We start from the raw sequence: 20833 nt of genomic DNA on the forward strand, positions 1-20833 counted from the left end.
TTTAATCCCTCAACGATGCGTTGAACTCGGACTTAAGGGCAGAAACGACTGAACCAACGGTCTCAGCAATCTCTTTTTCCTCAAGCGTACGAGTAGTGTCTTGTAATGTAAGTGCTATCGCCAGGCTCTTCTTGCCAGGTTCAACACCTTTACCTAAGTATACATCGAACAAGTTTATGCCAACCAACTGATTTTCGCCAACTTTTCTTATCAATTTCATTACATCACCTGCAGATACACTCTCATCTACTACGACTGCGATGTCACGACGATTAGCTGGAAACTTAGATACAGCTTGGGCTAGCGGCAAACTGGTATGCAATAAAGCATCCAATTCCAACTCAAAAACGATGGTTTTACCATTGAGTCCAAAAGGCTTCTCCAAACTAGGATGGATTGCACCTATATGACCGATCACTCGATCATTTCTCAATATTTCAGCACATTGCCCCGGATGGAGAGCAGAATGCGTCGCTCCTCTAAAGCTAAATTCTGATGCGGAAACTGTCAAGCCGATAATTGCTTCTAAATCACCTTTAAGGTCGAAAAAATCAACAGTTTTCGATTCCATAGCCCAATGTTCATCATTTTGGGGCCCAGTAATGACACAAGCGAGCATTGCTTGCTGTCTTACACCGGATTCTGCATTGATATCAGGAACAAAGCGCAGGCCAGTTTCAAAAAGTCTCACGCGACTCTGTTGACGACTTTGGTTGTAGCCAACGGCGGCCAATAAACCGGTGAACATTGACAGGCGCATGGCCGACATTTCACTGGAAATTGGGTTTGGTAACACCATAGCGTCTAAACCAGGGTGAACCAGATTTTGCAGTTTTGGATCGACAAAGCTGTAGGTTACCGCTTCTTGGAAACCACGAGCGACCAATAAGGCACGCACGCGTTTTAGGCTTAAGTCAGATTCTTTATGATCTGACATACGCAGCGCGGCAACAGGCGCCGTATTCGGGATATTGTTATAACCGTAAATACGGGCCACTTCTTCGATCAAATCTTCTTCAATCGCCATATCAAAACGATAAGTCGCGGTAGTGACCTGCCAACTATCTTGGCCCACAACCACACTGAAGCCGAGACGTTGTAGAATTTCGACCACATCTGTATCTGGTACATGGTGACCGAGGATTTTATCTAACTTGCTACGACGTAAAACGATTTGTGCAGGTTTGGGTAAATCAGCTTCTGATTTAGCCTCAACTACAGGGCCAGCTTCACCGCCACAGATATCCAGTACTAAACGCGTAGCACGGTCGATAACCTTGTGTTGCATCTCAGGGTCAACACCACGCTCAAAGCGGTGTGATGAATCTGTATGCAAACCTAAACGACGTGACTTACCCATAATGGCAAGTGGCGCGAAGAACGCACATTCAAGCAGTATGTCTTGGGTCGTGTCGCTCACGCCTGAATATTCGCCGCCAAACACACCAGCAAGGGCTAATGGACGCGCATCATCGGCGATCACTAAGGTATCGCATGGAATCGTGACTTCGCTGCCATCAAGCAGGGTGATTTTCTCTTCGCCAGTGCCTAAACGCACTTGGATATCGCCTGTTAATTTGGCCAGATCGAAAGCGTGCATAGGTTGACCGAATTCAATCAACACAAAGTTAGTGATGTCTACGATAGGATCGATAGAGCGAATACCGCTACGGCGCAGTTTTTCCTGCATCCATAATGGCGTAGGCGCTTTCACATTGACGTTTTTAACCACACGGCCTAAGTAACGTGGACACGCTGCAGGCGCGTTAACGTTAATCGTGACCTTTGCATCTGTCGTTGCCGTAACAGCTTGCCACTGTGGCTCAACCACTGTTTGGCGGTTTAACACGCCCACTTCACGGGCAAGGCCTGCCATGCCTAAGCAATCGGCACGGTTAGCCGTTAAATCCACATCGATAACGGCATCGTTAAGTTGCAGATAATCACGGATATCAGTGCCAAGCGGCGCGTCCAATGGCAATTCGATGATGCCATCGCTTTCTACGTTAATGCCAAGCTCGCTGTATGAACACAACATACCTTCTGATGGCATGCCACGCAGCTTGGCTTTCTTGATTTTGAAATCGCCAGGTAATACGGCGCCAACCATAGCCACGGCCACTTTAAGACCCTGACGGCAGTTTGGTGCACCGCAGACGATATCGATAAGTTCGCTACCACCAACGTTGATTTTGGTCACGCGCAGTTTATCGGCATCGGGATGCTGACCACACTCAACCACTTCACCAATCACGACACCGCTAAAATCGGCAGCTACGGCTTCAACGTCATCGACTTCGAGACCGGCCATAGTGATCTGGTGGGATAATGCTTCACGGCTGACTGAAGGGTTTACCCATTCACGAAGCCAAGATTCGCTAAATTTCATGCTATTACAGCTCCGTTATTTAAATTGCTTCAGGAAACGTAGGTCGTTTTCAAAAAACGCACGTAAATCGTTTACGCCGTAACGCAACATAGTTAAGCGCTCGACACCCATACCAAAAGCAAAACCAGAGTATTTTTCTGGATCTATGCCAACGCTGCGCAGCACATTCGGATGTACCATACCGCAGCCAAGCACTTCTAGCCATTTACCATTTTTGCCCATCACGTCCACTTCCGCTGAAGGTTCAGTGAATGGGAAGTAAGATGGACGGAAACGCACTTGCAGATCTTCTTCGAAGAAATTACGCAGGAAGTCATGCAAAATGCCTTTCAATTCGGCAAAGTTCACATGCTCATCAACCAAAAGCCCTTCCACTTGGTGGAACATAGGTGTGTGAGTTTGGTCGTAATCGTTACGATAAACACGACCCGGAGAAATAATGCGTAATGGTGGCTTTTCAGTTTCCATAGTACGGATTTGCACGCCCGAAGTTTGGGTACGCAACATCAGTTTAGGATTGAAATAAAAGGTATCATGATCAGCACGCGCTGGATGGTGCTCAGAGATATTCAGTGCGTCGAAATTGTGGAAATCATCTTCAATTTCAGGCCCCTGCTTTACCGAGAACCCTAATTCCCCGAAAAAGGTTTCGATGCGCTCAATGGTTCGAGTCACAGGATGTAAGCCACCGATCTCTTGGGTGCGGCCTGGCAAAGTCACATCAATCTTTTCAGCGATTAATTTGGCTTCCAATTCCGAACTCTTCAGACCATCGATGCGCTCAGTTAATTTTTGTTGAATCGCCTGTTTAGCATCATTGACCGCTTGGCCAAAGGCTGGCTTTTCTTCAGGGCTTAAGCTACCCATCATTTTCATCATGTCGGTGATCTTACCTTTCTTACCAAGGTAATCGACACGGATATCATCCAGTGCTTTTAGATCACTGGCCTGGTCAATAATGACTAAGGCTTGTTCTACGATCTCAGTTAACTGCTGCATTTTCTCTTCCACTGCATAGTCGCGCTTGATAAACAAGTGCTATGGGCGCCAAACTTTCAGGCTATTTGGGTGCTCAGGTTATCGGGCGTTAATGCCAGACGCTTTGCTAGCTATAACGAAATAAAAGGATAGAAATTTTACGCGAGCGAGCGGCATATTACTAGGGCTTATTGGGGGTTTTTATCATGCAAATTCATGTGTTACCCCAGTTCAGAGCCTGAGTTTTGCTCAAGGGGAAACCCAAACCTCGATTCTGACGTAAACAACTTCCGCTTTCAGCCACTAGCAGAACTTGTAACTAAACTGTAAACTCATACCTGTACCTTGCCAAAATTGCAGCAAACAACACAATAATGACTGCAATTAGACTACATTAACCATATAAATCATTACAAAACAGAAAACTATAAAGTCTATGGCAAACTGACCGATATAAATTCGGTTCATGGCCCATTTTATCGAGGCACTCATGAAAGAAGTAAAATTTCGCTGGATAGATCAATATCTTATCCATATGACCTTAAAAACTAAATTCGCTATTCTCTCTATCGTTCCCATGTTGATGATTGTTGGACTGGCGCTTTTCCTAGATAACCAATCCCAGCAAACCTTAATTCAAGGACAGCTCAACAGTCTGCAAAATGCTTCACAACAAATCAACCAAGTCACTGGCAGCTTATATAACAAACTACCAGAGCAAGAACGCCAAACTATCCTTAATCAACTTAGTCGCGAAATTGAAGGTAATGTCAGCATTGTTTCGGTAAATGAAGCCGATAGCAAAGCCCAATCCATCGCTCGCAGTGGTGGTGGTATTGATGATAGCGGTAAGCAACCTAGAGTTGTGAGTCGGGTTAACGATCAAAATCTGATCACGATTATTCCCCTAGACAGCAAAGAAATTGATGCCTTGCTCGCCAACGATAACCTGCTGGTTTATGGCCTAATGGCGGCACTCTTATTTGTGCTATTTTTGTTCAGCTATTACATTTCAACCTTCGTAGGCGGCGCACTTTATACGACAGTGATGGCATTAAAACGGGCCGCATCGGGTGATTTAACGGGGCGTTTAAACTTCTTCGAAGTAAAAGACGAGTTCAGTATCTTAGCTATCAGCATAGATACCTTAGTAGAACGTCAACATACCTTAGTCAAGCAAATCGCAGAATCGACCGCTAAAATACGCGAAGTTGTATCATCGTTTCGTAGCACTGCGCAGCAAGGTCAATCCTTGGCGGTAAACCAGAGACAACATCTGGACTCCTTAGCGACGGCAATGGAAGAAATGACTGCCGCAGTGAAAGAAGTTGCCCGCAATGCCGAACAATCCTCAGCCGAAACCCAAGAAGCCAATCAACAGGTTAGTGCGGGCGGGAAAGATATTGAAACTACAGTTAAGGCTATCGACGTGTTATCAGATGAAATCTCTGCGGCCTCAAATGCGGTAGGTGTACTCAATGACAACGCCAGTAAAATTGATGAAGTGGTGTCAACCATTAATGCGATTTCCCAGCAAACCAACCTACTGGCCCTCAACGCGGCGATTGAAGCGGCACGCGCAGGTGAACAAGGACGTGGCTTTGCCGTGGTGGCCGATGAGGTACGTACTTTAGCGGGGAGAACTCAGGCCGCAACGGTTGAAATCAAAACCATGATCGAATCACTTCAATCGGGTACTCGCAATCTGACACAAGTGATGTCGCGTACTGTGAATCAAGCCAATGAAGGTAAACAACACGTACTGCAAACGGGTAAAGACTTAGAGTTTATCGCCCACCACAGCAACAAAGTGTTTGAAATGAGTGTACTAATCGCCACCTCGGCCGAAGAACAATCGGCAGTGGCCAACGAGATTGCGACTAACCTGATGGAAATCCGCAACCAGTCCCACAATGTGGAGCAATCGGCCAACCAGTCAGTTTCAGGTTGCGATGAGCTGCAAGCGACTGCGGGGCAACTGGATCAGTTGATGGTGGGATTAAAAATCTAGTCGAGCATTATTTGATGGAGTTTAAATTCACTTAACACCCAAAATGCACAAGGGAGCGATAATCGCTCCCTTGTTGTTTTCATTCTGACGGTCACTTTCCAATCAACAAGTGTCGTTTCAATTAATAAGTTAATTTTCAATCGATAACGCTACGGCAAAATGAATTCACGTCTGTTAATCCACGTCTTTAAGTGGCCATAGCACGATATGATCTTCAATATCCTTCACGCGTCTTTCATCCACCACCTTGCCTTGGATCGACATACCCGCTAAATGCATCGCTTCTTTGGAGCCTGTGAGCAGCGGATGCCAGCTCGGTAGCTCACGCCCTGCCGCTAGGCGGCGATAGGCACAACTGTCGGGCAACCAAGTTAGCTCATGGATATTATCAATCGTGATCACTGTACATTGGGGGACATAGGTGAAACGGTCACTGTAATGCAGACAGCCTGCCGTTTGATGATCGAGCAAAAGGCAAGCTGCATTGGTGTAATACAAGTCTTCGGTTTCATCATCTATCAACTTGTTTAAACAACATTTACCACAACCGTCACACAGGGATTCCCACTCGGTTGTGCTCATCTGCGCTAATGTTTTACTCTGCCAAAATGCCATGATTAACTGTATCTTCTTAATAAAAAACCCGCTCAATGCGGGCTATTTTACACTAATTTGTCGTCAGATACGCAATGCCACTGAGATTAACGAGTGTGGTTTGACGCGCCTGAGCTCATTAGCAGCGTCTTGATGCTGCCAAGTTAATCTTTGATCCCAAGGCTCAGCTTATGCTCAGCCAATAAATTCACCTGAGGTGGTGGAATTTGTAAATAAAAGCCATTTTCTGCCATTGCTGCTCTGACTTTATGTATATCTGCCATTCCTAACGCGTCGCGCTTAGCGATTGGAAACACCATCACCAACTTTGGCACGCCAAACATTTCCATCAAAGGCACTGGAACATCGTCAAAACAATCTCTTTTCTTCACAAATAAATAAGTATCAGCCTTTCGGCTACTTTTATAAACGGCACATAGCATAAGAATCAAATATCCAATAGTTCAAACTTGCCAGTCAATGGGGCACACTATAACATGGTCGCCTAGTAATTTAATTGTAAAATCAGCGAACCGACTGATGATTTCTGGAGAATAGTGCCGGGATGTCAAAACCTAGCTTAGAGTTAAAAGGCGCTTCTTTTACTCTTTCAGTGCTTCATATTAATAGCAGCGATTTACAAGCTGTCATGACTGAATTAGACAGTAAGTTGGCACAAGCTCCTCAGTTTTTTCTGGGTGCTCCTTTAGTCGTCAATCTGAGTGCCATTCAGCACGACAGCTTGAATTTAAGTGCGTTAAAGGATCTGCTGATCTCACGTCAATTAGTGATTGTTGGTATAACGGGCGCGACAACCGTACTCAGTAAACAAGCAAAAGACTTAGGCCTTGCCATAGTCAAAGCGGGAAAACAGAGCAGTACCCCGCCGCCGGCCCCGCGCCAAACTAAAATAGTGAAGCAAAATATTCGTTCAGGCCAACAAGTCTACGCAAAAAATGGTGATTTAATCATATTTGGTGCGGTAGGCAATGGCGCAGAAGTCATCGCAGATGGTAGCATTCATATCTATGGCGCATTACGAGGGAAAGCCATGGCAGGCGCCGCGGGCGATACCAGCGCCGTTATCATTGCCCACTCTCTGGAGGCCGAACTCGTTTCAATAGCAGGGCAATATTGGCTCGCTGAAAATCTACAACAACATAGCTCAGATAAAAGCGGCTGCATTCGCCTAAACGGTGAGTCGCTTATGGTTGAATCATTGCCCCTCTAAATGGCAGAACAAAGGATAGAGAGAAACATGGCACAAATTATTGTTGTCACTTCAGGTAAAGGCGGCGTAGGTAAAACCACATCGAGTGCTGCAATTGCGACCGGTCTTGCCATGCAAGGACACAAGACAGTCGTTATTGATTTCGATATAGGTTTACGAAACTTAGACTTGATCATGGGTTGCGAGCGTCGTGTTGTTTATGACTTCGTTAATGTGATCAATGGTGAAGCCAATTTAAATCAAGCGCTGATCAAAGATAAACGCTGCGATAAGTTATTCGTTTTACCCGCTTCACAGACCCGTGATAAAGATGCACTGACCAAAGAAGGCGTCGGCCGTGTTCTAGACGATTTGGCCAAAGACTTTGAGTTTATTCTGTGTGACTCTCCCGCTGGGATTGAGCAAGGCGCTATGATGGCATTGTATTTTGCCGATATCGCCATTGTGACCACGAACCCAGAAGTCAGTTCAGTGCGCGACTCAGACCGTATTTTAGGTATGCTGCAAAGCAAATCACGCCGCGCAGAACTGAATCTAGAGCCGATAAAAGAATATTTACTCTTGACTCGTTATTCACCGAGCCGTGTAAAATCGGGCGAAATGTTGAGTGTTGACGATGTTCAAGAAATTCTGGCCATTGAGTTACTCGGCGTTATTCCTGAGTCACAATCTGTACTGAAAGCCTCTAACTCAGGCGTACCTGTGATTATCGACCAAGAAAGTGATGCGGGTTTAGCCTACAGTGATACAGTCGCACGCTTACTGGGTGAAGATGTACCAGTACGCTTTATTACGGAAGAAAAGAAAGGTTTCTTACAACGGATATTTGGTAGCTAATTATGTCTTTACTCGACTATTTCAAAAGCAAGAAAAAGCCTAGCACTGCGGTAATGGCAAAAGAGCGCCTACAGATCATCGTGGCTCATCAACGTGGACAAAGGGACACTCCCGATTATTTCCCACAGATGAAACAAGAGATCATTGCCGTTATTCGCAAATATGTGCCGATTTCTGATGATCAAGTTTCTGTGCAGTTAGATCAAAACGACGCCAACCTGTCGGTACTCGAGCTTAACGTCACTTTGCCTGACAGATAAGTCGATGATACAAAAAATGTCATCTTCAATTGAAGATGACATTTTGGTGTGGATGTTTTTCAGCAATGGATTCAAGTACGAAATATTAAGCACTAGACCTGAAGCTTTGCTAAAGCCTCAGTTGCTAATTCCCCTCGCCAACCGCATAACACTGCCGGTAAATCCCCTTGTTGCTTATCCCAACGCCATTGCAAAAACTCATGGATATGACGTTTAGAACCGAGCATTTCCTGCGGCACATCATGCTTTTCGCATAATTCGACCAAACAGCTTTTAATCGCTTTAAAGGCCGATTTGTAGCCTGATTTTAACGCCAATACATCCACTAACTCGGGTAAATTAACCAAATCCGCAGTTTGTAGCACACGTAATAAATCTTTGCCGTGAATGCGTTTTTCCTGTTCGGTCAAGTCATTGAGCTTAAACAAATCAGCCGAAGTTTTAGGTTGCTTCTTCGCTAATGCAATAAGACCATGATCTTTGATCACAAAACCTAAGGCTAAATCACGGACTAAGGCTTTTTCAAGGCGCCATTTGGCGAGCACTTTAAGGTAAGCCAATTGAATTTCAGTGAGTTGAAAAGCATTTTTCACTTTCAAATAGGCTGTATCAAGATCAGGATCGGCAAGCCTGCCCTGAGTCATCCTTTCCCCTTCCTCGTATAACCAAGCTAAACGCCCTTGGGCGCAGAGTTTCGCTTCCAGTTGAGGATAGAGCTGATACAAATACAGGACGTCATTGGCGGCGTAGCTTAACTGGGCTTCCGTTAAAGGACGACGGATCCAATCTGTACGCGACTCACCTTTATCGATCACTTCACCAAGGCAAGTTTCAACTAACTTGGCATAACCCACACCGTGGCCCATACCACACAAAGAGGCGGCAATTTGGCTATCAAACAAAGGCGTAGGCTGACATTTGCCGTAGTGGGCAAAAACTTCTAAGTCTTCACTGCAGGAATGCACTAGCTTAACGATATTCGGGTCCGATAACAGCGCCCAAAATTGGGCTAAATCAGGTAAAGCGACCGGATCAATCAAAGCTAAGGTTTTACCATCATAGGCTTGGATCAAACCTAACTTGGCATAATAAGTACGAGTACGAACAAACTCGGTATCTAACACGAGTATCTTACTCTGTTTATATTGGGCAACGAGGGCATTAAGGCTTGCTTCATCACTCACATATTGAAACGCTGACAAATTCTTCTCCAGATCCTGTGGGTCAATCACAGTCCATAAAAACAAAAGCCGGCAAATGCCGGCTTCAATCTTACGCGCGCTTAGCTTCGTCTCTAAGCTCTCGTCGCAAGATTTTACCCACGTTGGTTTTAGGTAACTCGTCCCTAAATTCTACCAGCTTCGGCACTTTATATCCCGTTAAATGAATACGGCAGTGCTTAATGATGTCTTCAGCGGTTAAAGATTTATCTTTTGCCACCACAAATACCTTCACTAACTCACCACTGGCGTCGTTTGGCACACCAACGGCAGCCACTTCAATCACTTTTGGATGAAGTGCAACCACTTCTTCGACTTCGTTAGGGAATACGTTAAAGCCTGATACTAAGATCATGTCTTTCTTACGGTCGACAATATAGAAGAAACCTTTCTCATCCATGTAACCAATATCGCCCGTGGCTAACCAGCCGTCAGTGTCGATCACTTTGGCGGTTTCTTCAGGACGTTGCCAATAGCCTTTCATCACCTGAGGACCTTTACCAAAAAGCTCGCCGGTTTCGCCTTGGGCTAATACCTTGCCGTCATCATTACGGATTTGGATCAGTGTCGAAGGGGCAGGAAAACCAATTGAACCGTTATAACCGTCTAAGTTATATGGACAACAGGTTAATAAGGGTGAGGCTTCCGTCAGACCATAACCTTCAAGTAAACGGGTTTTAGTAATGGTTTGCCATTTATCCGCCACGGCTTTTTGTACCGCCATGCCGCCACCGATAGAGAGTTTTAAGCGTGAGAAATCCAACTGGGAAAAATCATCACTGTTCACTAAAGCGTTAAATAAGGTATTTACCCCAGTTAATGCGGTGAAAGGATACTTTTTCAACTCAGCCACAAATCCTGGGATATCACGAGGATTGGTGATGAGTAAATTCTGACTACCTTTGTGCAAAAACAGCAGGCAATTCACGGTCAAGGCGAAGATGTGATACAGCGGCAAGGCCGTTACGACAAACTCACTGCCATCGTTTAAAGCGGGAGAATATGCACCATCAGCCTGCAATACGTTTGCGACAATATTGCCATGGGTCAACATAGCGCCTTTAGAAACCCCAGTGGTGCCACCTGTGTATTGTAAAAACGCTAAATCATCGTTAGTGACTTCAGGTTTGATGTATTGCATGCGACGACCCGTTGATAAGGTATCGCGCATTGATAAGGCATGGGGTAAATCGTATTTTGGCACTAACTTCTTGATGTACTTCACCACAAAGTTCACTAAGGTACGTTTTGGTGCACTTAATTGATCACCTAAACTGGTGATAATCACGCTTTCAACGGGAGTTTGATCGACCACTTCTTCTAAAGTGCGGGCGAAGTTTGACACCACCACAATGGCTTTAGCGCCAGAGTCAATCAACTGATGTTTAAGTTCGCGCGGTGTATAAAGTGGGTTAACGTTAACAACCACCATACCTGCACGCAAAACACCAAACAGTGCAATGGGATACTGCAACAGGTTTGGCATCATCAAGGCGACACGGTCGCCCTTTTCAAGCTTTAATTCATTTTGTAAATACGCAGCGAATGCTCGGCTGCGTTCTTCCAATTTACGATAGGTTAGCGTGGCACCCATGTTGATAAATGCAGGTTGATCTTCATACTTAGCCACCGCTGTCTCGAACATATCGACAAGCGATGAGTATTGTTCCACATTAATTTCAGCAGGCACATCTTCTGGCAAATGATTAATCCAAGGCTGATCCACTACTCTCTCCTAAATCCCCACAACTGCGGAAACAATATCCATACAAGCGTCAAGACTCGATAAATACCGAGTTAAAATACCGGCTTACATTTTATAGTTATTAATTTACTCGTCATAAATCATACGAGCGTTTTAATTTTGATCATCATCACATAAAAAAAACAAAAAACCTAGCGTCTTTTTTATACCCATATAAGCAACCTATTAAACGAATTTGCGGATCAAACGTGCAACGCCTTCGGCATTGTCCATATGCACATGATGATCGCCCTCAATTATGTGCTCAGACAAATGCTTGAACCACGTTCTGGCCTTAGGTATCGCGCTCTGCAACTGGCTAAATCCCTGTTTGCCACAAATTAATAAGGTTTCGACATTGATATCCTGCATCAAGGCATCAACTTGGGCGAAGGTTAATCGTTGGGGTGAATCTAATCTTAATCGAGGATCACTACGCCAACCTATGCCATCACCTTCGGGCTGCATATTACGATCGAGCAACAAACGACACCAAGGTTCGGCAAGTCCTGTTAAATGTGCCCTCGCCCGCACCGCAGTATCTATACTGTCGTAAATCTTTGCCTGCCCATGCTTCTGAGTTAAATACTTCTCATGCTGATAGAAGCTTTTTTTCAATCGCGCCTTAGCTTGCGTTGGCAACTCAGACAAGGGGCTTAACGCTTCAATCAATACCAGCTTGTTAACCTTTTCGGGAAATGTCGCCGTGTAAGCTGAGGCGATTATACCGCCAAGCGAATGCCCAATCATTGCCGCTGGCTTTTGCGGTAATGCCGTTAACAACGCGTCTAAATCATACAAATAATCAATCCAATGCAGCGGATAGTGTCCCGGCCTATGTGCAGAAAAGCCGTGTCCTGGCCAATCAATGGCGAGCACTTGATAATCGAGTAAATGCGCTGCTAAGGGTTCAAAACTGTTGGCGTTATCTAACCAACCATGTAAGGCAAGCAATAAAGGTTTATCCTTCGCCCCCCATAATCGGCCCGCGACCGTAATATGAGGTAATACAAATTCGATTTGATTTTTGGGGGCGAAAGATTGCCACATAATGCCTCTGATGTCAGGTAATTAAGATGATTTTTTGACAAATTTAAGTGTCATACGGTCACTTTCACCGATCGCTTGGTATTTTTCTTTATCGGTATCACCCAAGGCAAAAGAGGGCGGTAGCGTCCAAACACCTTTGGCGTAATCTTTCGTATCTTTGGGGTTCGCATTGATTTCTGCACTTTCAACTAAGGTAAAACCTGCTTTTTTGGCTAAAGCAACCATAGCGGCTTGATCCATATAGCCAGTGCTGAAGTTCATTCCTTCGTTGGCTCTATGCTCTACCACGCCAAAGATACCGCCGTCCTTCAACACTTTATAAGACGCGGCAAACACGTTTTCCAATTGATCTGTTGATGCCCAGTTATGTAGATTTCGGAAGGTTAATACCAGATCAGCACTACCATCAGCGCCTAAATCCATCTTATGTGGAGGATCGAAGGTAACAATCTTAGCATTGCCCATGACGTCTTTATTGGCCGTCATCCACGCAGCATACTTAGTACCCGCGTTCGCGCGATAACGATTTCCGGGAGTATCTGTCGCAGGAGCCGTTTCGAAACCGGCTGCGATATATTGGCCCTCTTTAGCAAGATAAGGCCCTAATATTTCACTGTACCAGCCATTACCCGGCCAGAGTTCAATCACAGTCTGTTTTGGGGTAATGCCAAAAAAAGTTAAGGTTTCAGCGGGATGACGATAAACGTCACGGCTGGCATTTTTGGCCTGACGAAAATCGCTTTTTAAGACTTTATCTAAGCTTTCATCGGCATAGGTAACACTCGAACATAAACCAGCAAGCAGCAGACTGGCAACTAAGGTGACTTTTTTCATTGTAATTCTCCATGGATACCGAAGGCTTAACCTAGCAGCCAATGGCCAAAAATCCAAGGAATAGAAGTCGAAAAACTAAGCTTTAAGCGACATAAGTGGTTATAGCTCAAAGTGATGAGCAAAATCACCTTTACCTAAATCAACAAAGTTCAAAGCAGAAACACGATGGGGAAAACACTAGACGACTGAGGCATTAAACAAGCTTGAGAACTAACGACTTGCGGCATTATCTACGCGGCGCCACGCAAAATACAAAGCGCAGGCACTGGTTAATAACCATAATCCCACCCAAATCCACGCGGGGATCCAAGAACGCTCGGCCAACATCACTGCATCACCTTGACCATCAAGCCCGAGCAACACAGTCGGACTCGCAAGTGCATTAAGCATGATCATCAAGCCAATAATACGCAAAAACTGAGTCAACATTTTGTTTTGACTGAGTTTAAGCGGTAACAACAAAATAATAGTCAGCACAGCTAAAATCGCTAACGTGAGAATATCCCTGCCCCAAAGCAAGCCGCTTAGCACAACTAAGGCACCTAGCAAGGCAAAACTCACGCGGATCCCCTTTGGCCAAGTCGCTAATAAATAGATTAAATATCCCCAACAGGCCGCACCAAAATACCCTGCAAAGCCAATAAACATCGGCGAGCCGCCTTGGCTAAAACAAAATCCTGCGCCGTTTGGAAACAACTGAATATGGCTGACCACGCCTGAGCTTAAAATCGTTGCAATGCCATGGGACAGTTCATGAAAATAGCTTTCAAGCCATTTAAACGGCACGCTCAAATAGGGAATTCGAGTTATCAATAAAGCTAAAACTAGCTCGATAATAAACAAACCACGGCTTGGCACACCGCTTGTGGCTAAGCCTGTCAGTTTAGAAGAGGAAAATCGCGAGGTTGAACTAGAAGACGTTTTTTGATGCTCAAGCATACAAGTCCACACCCACCATTTGCTGAATTTCATCGCGTTTGGCGGCATGTTGGTTTTGTAAATATTGGGCAATCGCTCCCTGATGGCCGCGAGTATCTTGCTCATACTCGAGGTGCGCACCAAGCCTTGACTGTAAATTTCCCGCTACGTTTTTACTTTTAGGCTGAGTTTCTAAACTAAGGGCTTCGACGGCATCTTGCTCAATCACTGGGCGTGACGATTCAGGCGCAGTCAGCCCCTGAGCGATAGCGGGTCTATTACTCGCTACAGCATTCGTCAAACTCATTTGATTCACATTAACTTGCATCAAGAAGCCTTAAGTTTGCACTATTCATCGTTAAGCCATTCATAGTTAAGAATGCTTAGCATTAATTGCCTGAGATTCTATCGCAGATACTCAGGTAAAGAACAGCTTATTCACGACCAGGTAACTTTTTCCATGTCACTGTATCACGTAAGTACACAGGTTCAAGCTCATCGACCGAGGTTGTCAGTCCAGCTTTTATGCCTGCTTCAGCCAATATCAGCATAGCCTTTGCATCGGGATATTTCACGGCCTCGAGAGCTAAAATCCCCTTGCCGAGTGCCAGCAAATCGGGATAAGCGTCAAAACCTGTGCCGCAGCCCACAATTGGCGCTTGAGTATCGAGCTGAAGTTGTACGTCCGCAGGCGCACTGACCACTTCTTTACCGACAAGCGTTGCAATACCATCAACGGCCACAAACTGGCCCCAATACACTTCGCCCATGCGCGCATCAATGGTGCACAAAACTTGCTCGGCTTGATGCTCGCTAATCGCCATTTGTGCCATTGCCGCTAAGGTTGAAATACCAATCACAGGCAAATCTAACCCCAGTGCCAGACCTTGCGTCATGCTCGTGCAGATACGGATCCCCGTAAAACTGCCAGGGCCTCGTCCGTAAGCAATCGCAGTCACTTTATCTAAGCGAATGCCCGCTTGCTTGAGCACTGAATCGACCATAGGCAGCAGACGTTGACTGTGTTCACGCGGCGCATCGGCAAGTTCAGCATAAATCTGACCTTGGTATTGCACCGCAGCTGAGCAGGATTCGGTACAAGTGTCTAAGGCAAGAATACAAGCAGAGTGTTCATGTGTTATTGTCATTTCAAAACCGGATTAGCGGGCAAGATTTCGCATCAAATTTACATAATCTGTATTGCGCGAATATGCCATGAGAAAACTGGCGCAAATAATAACATCAAATGCCCGAAAACAAAGGGCTAAGCAAGCAACTCAGCTAAAATAGCGCTCGCATGATATTCAGTCGCAAATCTGGACGAGATGAATTTATGTGATCTAAGTCAATGATCAATAAACTCATTAATGAATATAGCTCGCTTGGGGAAACTTTTTCAACTTTGATTGTCAGAGCAGAAAAGTAAGGGGCGAATTTATCCCTTGCCATTCCCTTAGTATTGTACGATTGCTTTAACCCGCCTTCGATAAGGACATTTCATGTTAAACACGCCTCCATTGCGTCGCCTAAGACGCTTACGTAATTCAGAAGCAATGCGCGATCTGCTGCGCGAAACCCATATTTCACTGAGCGATCTTATCCATCCCCTGTTCATTGAAGAGCACATCACCCATGCTGTGCCTATCTCCACGCTACCTGGCATCAGCCGTTTACCTGAGAGCGCACTGGCGGATGAAGTTCGCGAGCTTTACGCCCTAGGGATCCGCTATGTGATGCCCTTTGGGATTTCCCACACTAAAGATGATAAAGGTAGCGATACGTGGGACGACAATGGTTTACTCGCCCGTATGGTGCGCACCATTAAAGCTACCGTGCCTGAGATGATGGTAATCCCCGACATTTGTTTTTGTGAATACACAGACCACGGCCATTGCGGCGTGGTGCACAATAATGAAGTCTGCAACGATCTCACCGTCGAAAATTTAGTTAAGCAATCGATAACAGCCGCCAAAGCGGGCGCTGATATGTTAGCACCATCGGCCATGATGGACGGTCAAGTGAAAGCCATTCGCCAAGGGCTCGATGCCGCAGGTTTTGAACATGTGGCGATTCTGGCCCACTCGGCAAAATTCGCCTCTTCTTTTTACGGTCCTTTTAGAGCAGCGGTTGATTGTGAACTCAGCGGAAATCGCAAGGGATATCAACTGGATTATGCTAATGGTCGTCAAGCCCTGTTAGAAGCCTCATTAGATGAAGCCGAAGGCGCCGATATCCTGATGGTTAAACCTGGCACCCCCTACTTAGATGTGCTCAGCCGTTTAAGACAAGAAACCCACTTGCCACTCGCCGCCTATCAAGTCGGCGGTGAATATGCGGGCATTAAATTTGCCGCCCTTGCGGGCGCGTTGGATGAGCGTGCGGTGGTGACTGAAACGTTTATCGGCTTAAAGCGGGCGGGTGCAGATTTGATTGTCAGCTATTACACCAAACAATACGCCCAATGGTTAACTGAAAGCCGATAGTTGCGTCGGTAGCGAATCAAAAGTTACGCTAATCGTTAAATCGATAGCTAAGCGGCTTGTTAAGAGAACAACTAGGTTTTGCACTTTAGAAACCTCATAAAAACGCCACCTTTATCGGTGGCGTTTTTGTATTTAACACCTTGTGCTAAATCGCTTAAGCCTTCTGCAATCTTGCAAACAAGGCTTTCAGTTTTTCCACTTTAGGACGCACGACCATCTGACAATAGGGCTGCTCACCGTGTAAAGCGAAGTAGTCATTGTGATAATTTTCAGCGGGATAAAAAGTATCAAACGCTGAAACCTGGGTCACTATCGGCGCATCAAAAACCTTGGCTACTGCTAACTGAGCAAGCATAGCGGTAGTTTGCTCTATCTGCTCAGCATTATGGGTAAACACCACGGAACGATATTGTGGCCCCTTATCATTACCTTGGCGATTAAGCGTAGTCGGATCATGGCTCTCAAAAAAGACCTGTAATAGCGTCGTAAAATCAATTTCCTCAGGGTTGAACTCGATATGCACAACCTCAGCATGGCCGGTTTGGCCCGAGCAAACAGATTTATAATCCGCATCATGGGCTTCGCCGCCGACATAACCTGAAGCGACATTCACCACGCCCTTTAGGCTTTTAAAAATCGCTTCGACGCACCAAAAACACCCAGCACCAAAAGTCGCAAAGTGATTCGGTGCTTGTTCAACAGCATCATCCATCCCTTTGAAAACCATAGAAACTGAGTTAACACAGTGACGGATATTGTTAGGTGTTAACATTTCACCTTCAAAGACATGCCCCAAGTGACCGCCGCACTGGCTACAAACAATTTCAGTTCTGCGGCCGTCGGCGTCTATGTGGCGGGTTACAGCGCCGGCAATTTCATCATCGAAGGCTGGCCAGCCACAATGGGCATTAAATTTATGCTCAGAACGATACAAGGGGGCATGGCATTTTTTGCATAAATACAAACCCTTAGCATCGTGTTCATAATACTCACCACTAAAGGGGCGTTCAGTGCCTTTCTCTTCGATAACATAGCGTTCAAAATCGGTCAGTTTATTCATATTAATGCCCTTTCGACTCACGTCGTTGTGTATTTCGATATTCTTCGATTAAGAAGCTGATTTATAAGGAAGCCAACATAAGACCCACTCCAAGCAAGATTTCTTGCACTCAGCTTCAAAATGCGGCTGACATCAATCCAAGCACAACAAATCTAATGCCCATACTAACGGATTTGGTGACTAAAATCTTACCACTCAAGTAAGTACTAATATAAGTGCTCATATACTCATATAAGCAACTGCATAAATGACGGAAAATACGGCAGTTGCTCCAGATCACAGTCGCTGAGTATTTGCACCCACATCAGTGCACGGCTACACTTGCAGCGGGTCAAATTACAACTAAATATAACAAGTAGAAACCAAAATGAAATTAGAAACCATTGATTACCGCGCTGAAAACAGTGCCCAGCAATTCGTTGAATCACTTCGGGAAACTGGCTTTGGTGTTTTATCTAATCATCCGATTGATAAGCGCTTAGTTGAAGACATCTACACCGAGTGGCAAGCCTTTTTTAATTCAGCAGCCAAAAACGACTATATGTTTAAAAAAGAAACCCACGACGGTTTCTTCCCTGCGTCGATTTCTGAAACCGCCAAAGGCAACACAGTCAAAGACATTAAAGAGTACTACCACGTGTACCCTTGGGGCCGTATCCCCGATTCACTACGTGACAATATTCTCGCCTATTACGATAAAGCCAACGCACTAGCCGCAGAACTTTTAGAGTGGATTGAAACCTACTCACCAGAAGACGTAAAAGCCAAGTTTTCGATACCATTACCAGAAATGATCGCCAATAGCCAAAAAACCTTACTGCGTATTCTGCATTACCCACCGATGACGGGCAGTGAAGAAATGGGCGCCATTCGCGCCGCGGCCCACGAAGATATTAACCTTATCACAGTGTTACCTGCAGCCAATGAGCCTGGATTACAAGTGAAAGCCAAAGATGGCACTTGGTTAGATGTCCCAAGCGATTTTGGCAACATTATTATCAATATCGGTGACATGTTACAGGAAGCCTCTGGCGGCTATTTCCCATCGACATCACACCGCGTCATCAATCCTGAAGGTACGGATAAAACCAAGTCACGGATCTCTTTGCCGTTATTTTTACATCCAAACCCTGCTGTAGTGCTATCGGATCGCTATACCGCTGACAGTTATCTGATGGAAAGATTGCGCGAACTCGGGGTGATCTAAGCCTTAATTCAGCCTATTAATCCAAGCAACAATCGCAAGAGACAGTCAAGGATTAAGCGATTAAAGCGCCTTAGGGCGCTTTTTTTATGACATTCGCCACCTTCAAGGTAGAATAGCCGTTCTTTAAGTTATTTAGGACAAGGCGTTATCATGGCAATTCAGTGGTATCCGGGGCATATGCACAAGGCACGCAAGGAGATTGAAGAGGCAATGCCTCAGGTCGATCTTGTTATCGAAGTGCTGGACGCGCGTATTCCCTACAGTAGCGAAAACCCCATGGTGGCTCAGCTTCGAGGCGACAAACCTTGTATCAAACTGCTCAATAAATCTGATCTGGCCGATCCAGAGATCACCGCACAATGGATTGAATACTTAGAGCGTGAGCAAGGCGTCAAAGCCACGGCGATCACGACACTGCAAGCGGCAATGGTGAAAAAAATCCCTGATCTCTGCCGTAAACTAGTGCCAAGTCGTGATAAAACCGAAAAAGACATTCGCACTATGATCATGGGAATACCCAACGTTGGGAAATCTACCATCATCAATACCTTAGCTGGCCGTGTTATCGCCAAAACCGGTAACGAACCTGCGGTAACTAAAACCCAGCAACGGATCAATTTACGTAACGGTATCGTGCTGTCGGACACCCCGGGTATTTTATGGCCCAAAGTGGATAACGAAGCGAGCAGCTATCGCCTTGCCGTCACTGGCGCGATTAAAGATACGGCGATGGAATATGAAGATGTGGCCCTGTTCGCCGCCAAGTATTTCTTAACCGCTTATCCAAAAGAGATTTGTGAGCGCTATAACTTAAGTGAATTACCCAAGGATGATGTTGCACTTCTCGAGGAAATCGGCCGTAAACGTGGTGCGCTGCGTCCCGGTGGTCGCATCGATATGCACAAGGCATCAGAGTTATTACTGCATGAATATCGCTCGGGAAAAATAGGCTTACTCTCGCTAGAAACGCCTGCGATGGCAGAGCTTGAAAAGATTGAAGTCGCCCGTATCATGGCCGAAAAAGAAGCCGAGAAAGAAGCCAAATTGGCAGCAGAGAGACTTAAACGTTCAGGCAAACGTCATAACGACTAGTCAGCCCGCCACTCTGTATTTCGAATATAAGGCGCAGAGTTTGTTAAAGACGTTAAAGACAAGACGCTGATGACTTTTATATTCCAGCTTATGGCGCTCATTTATCAAGTTTAAAGTTAAAGCCAGTATATTGAATATAGTGGCTTTTTTATTATCATAAACGGAAAGCTTGCGCTAAAAAACACTTTTACGCCAATGACTTCTGCGTGCCTGATATAAGCTCTCAATATCCGCCAGTCATCATCCTCTTGGCACAATACACCAAGGAGCCATCTTGGGTTTGACTGCACGGCAAAGGTGCTTTAGTCGCGGGATAGATCTACCACTTCTTTCAAGTTTTCTAATGGTACCCACCCTGATTCTTCACTGACAGCTTTTATACACCATACCCAGCCATTCAACATTCGTGTGCCAATGAGTTGTTCCCCTTCATGCACATTAAGTTCTCTTGCCGTATAGTCCTCAAGCGCCAGCCCGTTGGAATTTTTTAGGCGCTGAATCACTTGACCAGGAACCCAACCAGCATCTTGCCCTGGCGTAGTGCAAAGGAACCAGAGATCCCAGCCTTCAGGACCTGCATATTTGTCTCCAACGGTAAGAGGATCACCTTTTTTGAACGTAATGGGGTTAGGAAACTCACTTTCATGTGCATTGACAACGATATATTTCTTAGTAGTCATTTTTTCAGCTAACACCTTGATAATTAATCATAAAAATTAACTTTATTCGCTTATTAAAGCACGCCCAATTAACGCTCAGTTTGAGTGAAACTTATCAGTTTTCTATCAGACATACTATCCGACAACATACGCATGCACAGTTTTCAAACCAATTATCAGCATAAAAAACTGTAATATTTTGATTTTAAATACGATGACAATAAACTGCATTGTGAGTAGGAAAATGCCAGTTAGCGTAATATGAA

20 protein-coding genes are annotated in these 20833 nt (G+C 45.3%); 7 read left to right on the forward strand and 13 right to left on the reverse strand.

From position 1 onward, the window contains the following. Nucleotide 1: 1 nt before the first annotated feature. Nucleotides 2–2389 (reverse strand): phenylalanine--tRNA ligase subunit beta, encoded by a 2388-nt coding sequence (gene pheT / locus L5L77_RS12290; RefSeq protein WP_263185161.1) that lies wholly within the window; start codon nt 2387–2389, stop codon nt 2–4. A gap of 15 nt (nt 2390–2404) precedes the next feature. Then, complete coding sequence (gene pheS, locus L5L77_RS12295) at nt 2405–3388, reverse strand: phenylalanine--tRNA ligase subunit alpha (RefSeq protein WP_006081368.1); 984 nt, start codon at nt 3386–3388, stop codon at nt 2405–2407. 469 nt (nt 3389–3857) lie between these two features. Here pheS and L5L77_RS12300 point away from each other — a divergent pair, with 469 nt between their 5' ends. Further along, nucleotides 3858–5378, forward strand: coding sequence for a methyl-accepting chemotaxis protein (locus L5L77_RS12300; RefSeq protein WP_263144728.1), 1521 nt, complete (start codon nt 3858–3860; stop codon nt 5376–5378). Between the two features lie 174 nt (nt 5379–5552). Here the strand turns inward: L5L77_RS12300 and L5L77_RS12305 are convergent, their stop codons facing one another. Continuing rightward, a complete protein-coding gene (locus tag L5L77_RS12305; protein ID WP_106650329.1) occupies nt 5553–5993 on the reverse strand; it encodes a YcgN family cysteine cluster protein in 441 nt (146 codons plus the stop codon). Nucleotides 5994–6136: 143 nt separating this feature from the next. Continuing rightward, a complete protein-coding gene (locus L5L77_RS12310; protein WP_028760191.1) occupies nt 6137–6415 on the reverse strand; it encodes a YcgL domain-containing protein in 279 nt (92 codons plus the stop codon). Between the two features lie 122 nt (nt 6416–6537). Here L5L77_RS12310 and minC point away from each other — a divergent pair, with 122 nt between their 5' ends. Genes minC through minE form a run of 3 tightly spaced genes read left to right on the forward strand, consistent with a single transcriptional unit; the run spans nt 6538 to nt 8300 of the window. Beyond that, nucleotides 6538–7203 (forward strand): septum site-determining protein MinC, encoded by a 666-nt coding sequence (gene minC / locus L5L77_RS12315; RefSeq protein WP_106650327.1) that lies wholly within the window; start codon nt 6538–6540, stop codon nt 7201–7203. A 27-nt stretch (nt 7204–7230) separates the two neighbouring features. Then, on the forward strand, nt 7231–8040 hold the full coding sequence (gene minD / locus L5L77_RS12320; RefSeq protein ID WP_006086391.1) for a septum site-determining protein MinD: 810 nt from the start codon (nt 7231–7233) through the stop codon (nt 8038–8040). A 2-nt stretch (nt 8041–8042) separates the two neighbouring features. Then, entirely contained in the window at nt 8043–8300 is a 258-nt protein-coding gene (gene minE, locus L5L77_RS12325; RefSeq protein ID WP_028760193.1) for a cell division topological specificity factor MinE, read from the forward strand. A gap of 92 nt (nt 8301–8392) precedes the next feature. On the opposite strand, the gene rnd is transcribed toward minE, so the two are convergent. The 7 genes from rnd to tsaB form a co-directional block, all read right to left on the reverse strand. Then, nucleotides 8393–9502, reverse strand: a complete 1110-nt coding sequence (gene rnd, locus L5L77_RS12330; RefSeq protein WP_263144724.1) for a ribonuclease D — start codon at nt 9500–9502, stop codon at nt 8393–8395. Nucleotides 9503–9572: 70 nt separating this feature from the next. Beyond that, complete coding sequence (gene fadD, locus L5L77_RS12335) at nt 9573–11246, reverse strand: long-chain-fatty-acid--CoA ligase FadD (protein ID WP_028760195.1); 1674 nt, start codon at nt 11244–11246, stop codon at nt 9573–9575. A gap of 204 nt (nt 11247–11450) precedes the next feature. After that, complete coding sequence (locus tag L5L77_RS12340; RefSeq protein ID WP_263138284.1) at nt 11451–12314, reverse strand: alpha/beta fold hydrolase; 864 nt, start codon at nt 12312–12314, stop codon at nt 11451–11453. A gap of 21 nt (nt 12315–12335) precedes the next feature. Then, nucleotides 12336–13148 carry a class I SAM-dependent methyltransferase gene (locus L5L77_RS12345; protein WP_263222813.1) on the reverse strand — a complete coding sequence of 271 codons (813 nt, stop codon included), beginning with the start codon at nt 13146–13148 and terminating at the stop codon, nt 12336–12338. A gap of 210 nt (nt 13149–13358) precedes the next feature. Beyond that, a complete protein-coding gene (locus L5L77_RS12350; RefSeq protein WP_219233714.1) occupies nt 13359–14087 on the reverse strand; it encodes a M50 family metallopeptidase in 729 nt (242 codons plus the stop codon). Continuing rightward, nucleotides 14080–14394: a hypothetical protein gene (locus L5L77_RS12355; protein ID WP_263211802.1), complete on the reverse strand. Its 315-nt coding sequence runs from the start codon at nt 14392–14394 to the stop codon at nt 14080–14082. Before L5L77_RS12355 ends, L5L77_RS12350 begins: the two co-directional genes overlap by 8 nt. Nucleotides 14395–14500: 106 nt before the next feature. Continuing rightward, the gene (tsaB, locus tag L5L77_RS12360) at nt 14501–15214 is read right to left on the reverse strand and encodes a tRNA (adenosine(37)-N6)-threonylcarbamoyltransferase complex dimerization subunit type 1 TsaB (protein WP_263211804.1); all 714 of its coding nucleotides are present in this window, start codon (nt 15212–15214) and stop codon (nt 14501–14503) included. Between the two features lie 351 nt (nt 15215–15565). Between tsaB and hemB the strand changes: the two genes are divergently transcribed. Beyond that, nucleotides 15566–16549 carry a porphobilinogen synthase gene (hemB, locus tag L5L77_RS12365; RefSeq protein WP_028760201.1) on the forward strand — a complete coding sequence of 328 codons (984 nt, stop codon included), beginning with the start codon at nt 15566–15568 and terminating at the stop codon, nt 16547–16549. Nucleotides 16550–16703: 154 nt separating this feature from the next. Here the strand turns inward: hemB and L5L77_RS12370 are convergent, their stop codons facing one another. Continuing rightward, the gene (locus tag L5L77_RS12370; RefSeq protein WP_263211806.1) at nt 16704–17609 is read right to left on the reverse strand and encodes a bifunctional methionine sulfoxide reductase B/A protein; all 906 of its coding nucleotides are present in this window, start codon (nt 17607–17609) and stop codon (nt 16704–16706) included. A gap of 367 nt (nt 17610–17976) precedes the next feature. Here L5L77_RS12370 and L5L77_RS12375 point away from each other — a divergent pair, with 367 nt between their 5' ends. After that, the gene (locus L5L77_RS12375; RefSeq protein ID WP_263211809.1) at nt 17977–18816 is read left to right on the forward strand and encodes an isopenicillin N synthase family dioxygenase; all 840 of its coding nucleotides are present in this window, start codon (nt 17977–17979) and stop codon (nt 18814–18816) included. A gap of 150 nt (nt 18817–18966) precedes the next feature. Then, the gene (ylqF, locus tag L5L77_RS12380) at nt 18967–19908 is read left to right on the forward strand and encodes a ribosome biogenesis GTPase YlqF (protein ID WP_011919190.1); all 942 of its coding nucleotides are present in this window, start codon (nt 18967–18969) and stop codon (nt 19906–19908) included. Between the two features lie 302 nt (nt 19909–20210). Here ylqF and L5L77_RS12385 read toward each other — a convergent pair whose 3' ends face one another. Continuing rightward, nucleotides 20211–20588, reverse strand: coding sequence for an SH3 domain-containing protein (locus tag L5L77_RS12385; protein WP_263211811.1), 378 nt, complete (start codon nt 20586–20588; stop codon nt 20211–20213). Nucleotides 20589–20833 lie beyond the last annotated feature (245 nt).

It is taken from the genome of Shewanella sp. SM29, assembly GCF_025654245.1.
GTDB lineage: Bacteria > Pseudomonadota > Gammaproteobacteria > Enterobacterales > Shewanellaceae > Shewanella > Shewanella oncorhynchi.

Excerpts from the sequence above, each read along its gene's own strand:
- pheT (WP_263185161.1), bottom strand. The coding sequence starts at position 2,389 with ATGAAATTTAGCGAATCTTGGCTTCGTGAATGGGTAAACCCTTCAGTC.
- pheS (WP_006081368.1), bottom strand. The coding sequence starts at position 3,388 with ATGCAGCAGTTAACTGAGATCGTAGAACAAGCCTTAGTCATTATTGAC.
- L5L77_RS12300 (WP_263144728.1), top strand. The coding sequence starts at position 3,858 with ATGAAAGAAGTAAAATTTCGCTGGATAGATCAATATCTTATCCATATG.
- L5L77_RS12305 (WP_106650329.1), bottom strand. The coding sequence starts at position 5,993 with ATGGCATTTTGGCAGAGTAAAACATTAGCGCAGATGAGCACAACCGAG.
- L5L77_RS12310 (WP_028760191.1), bottom strand. The coding sequence starts at position 6,415 with ATGCTATGTGCCGTTTATAAAAGTAGCCGAAAGGCTGATACTTATTTA.
- minC (WP_106650327.1), top strand. The coding sequence starts at position 6,538 with ATGTCAAAACCTAGCTTAGAGTTAAAAGGCGCTTCTTTTACTCTTTCA.
- minD (WP_006086391.1), top strand. The coding sequence starts at position 7,231 with ATGGCACAAATTATTGTTGTCACTTCAGGTAAAGGCGGCGTAGGTAAA.
- minE (WP_028760193.1), top strand. The coding sequence starts at position 8,043 with ATGTCTTTACTCGACTATTTCAAAAGCAAGAAAAAGCCTAGCACTGCG.
- L5L77_RS12340 (WP_263138284.1), bottom strand. The coding sequence starts at position 12,314 with ATGTGGCAATCTTTCGCCCCCAAAAATCAAATCGAATTTGTATTACCT.
- L5L77_RS12345 (WP_263222813.1), bottom strand. The coding sequence starts at position 13,148 with ATGAAAAAAGTCACCTTAGTTGCCAGTCTGCTGCTTGCTGGTTTATGT.
- L5L77_RS12350 (WP_219233714.1), bottom strand. The coding sequence starts at position 14,087 with ATGCTTGAGCATCAAAAAACGTCTTCTAGTTCAACCTCGCGATTTTCC.
- L5L77_RS12355 (WP_263211802.1), bottom strand. The coding sequence starts at position 14,394 with ATGCAAGTTAATGTGAATCAAATGAGTTTGACGAATGCTGTAGCGAGT.
- tsaB (WP_263211804.1), bottom strand. The coding sequence starts at position 15,214 with ATGACAATAACACATGAACACTCTGCTTGTATTCTTGCCTTAGACACT.
- hemB (WP_028760201.1), top strand. The coding sequence starts at position 15,566 with ATGTTAAACACGCCTCCATTGCGTCGCCTAAGACGCTTACGTAATTCA.
- L5L77_RS12370 (WP_263211806.1), bottom strand. The coding sequence starts at position 17,609 with ATGAATAAACTGACCGATTTTGAACGCTATGTTATCGAAGAGAAAGGC.
- L5L77_RS12375 (WP_263211809.1), top strand. The coding sequence starts at position 17,977 with ATGAAATTAGAAACCATTGATTACCGCGCTGAAAACAGTGCCCAGCAA.
- ylqF (WP_011919190.1), top strand. The coding sequence starts at position 18,967 with ATGGCAATTCAGTGGTATCCGGGGCATATGCACAAGGCACGCAAGGAG.
- L5L77_RS12385 (WP_263211811.1), bottom strand. The coding sequence starts at position 20,588 with ATGACTACTAAGAAATATATCGTTGTCAATGCACATGAAAGTGAGTTT.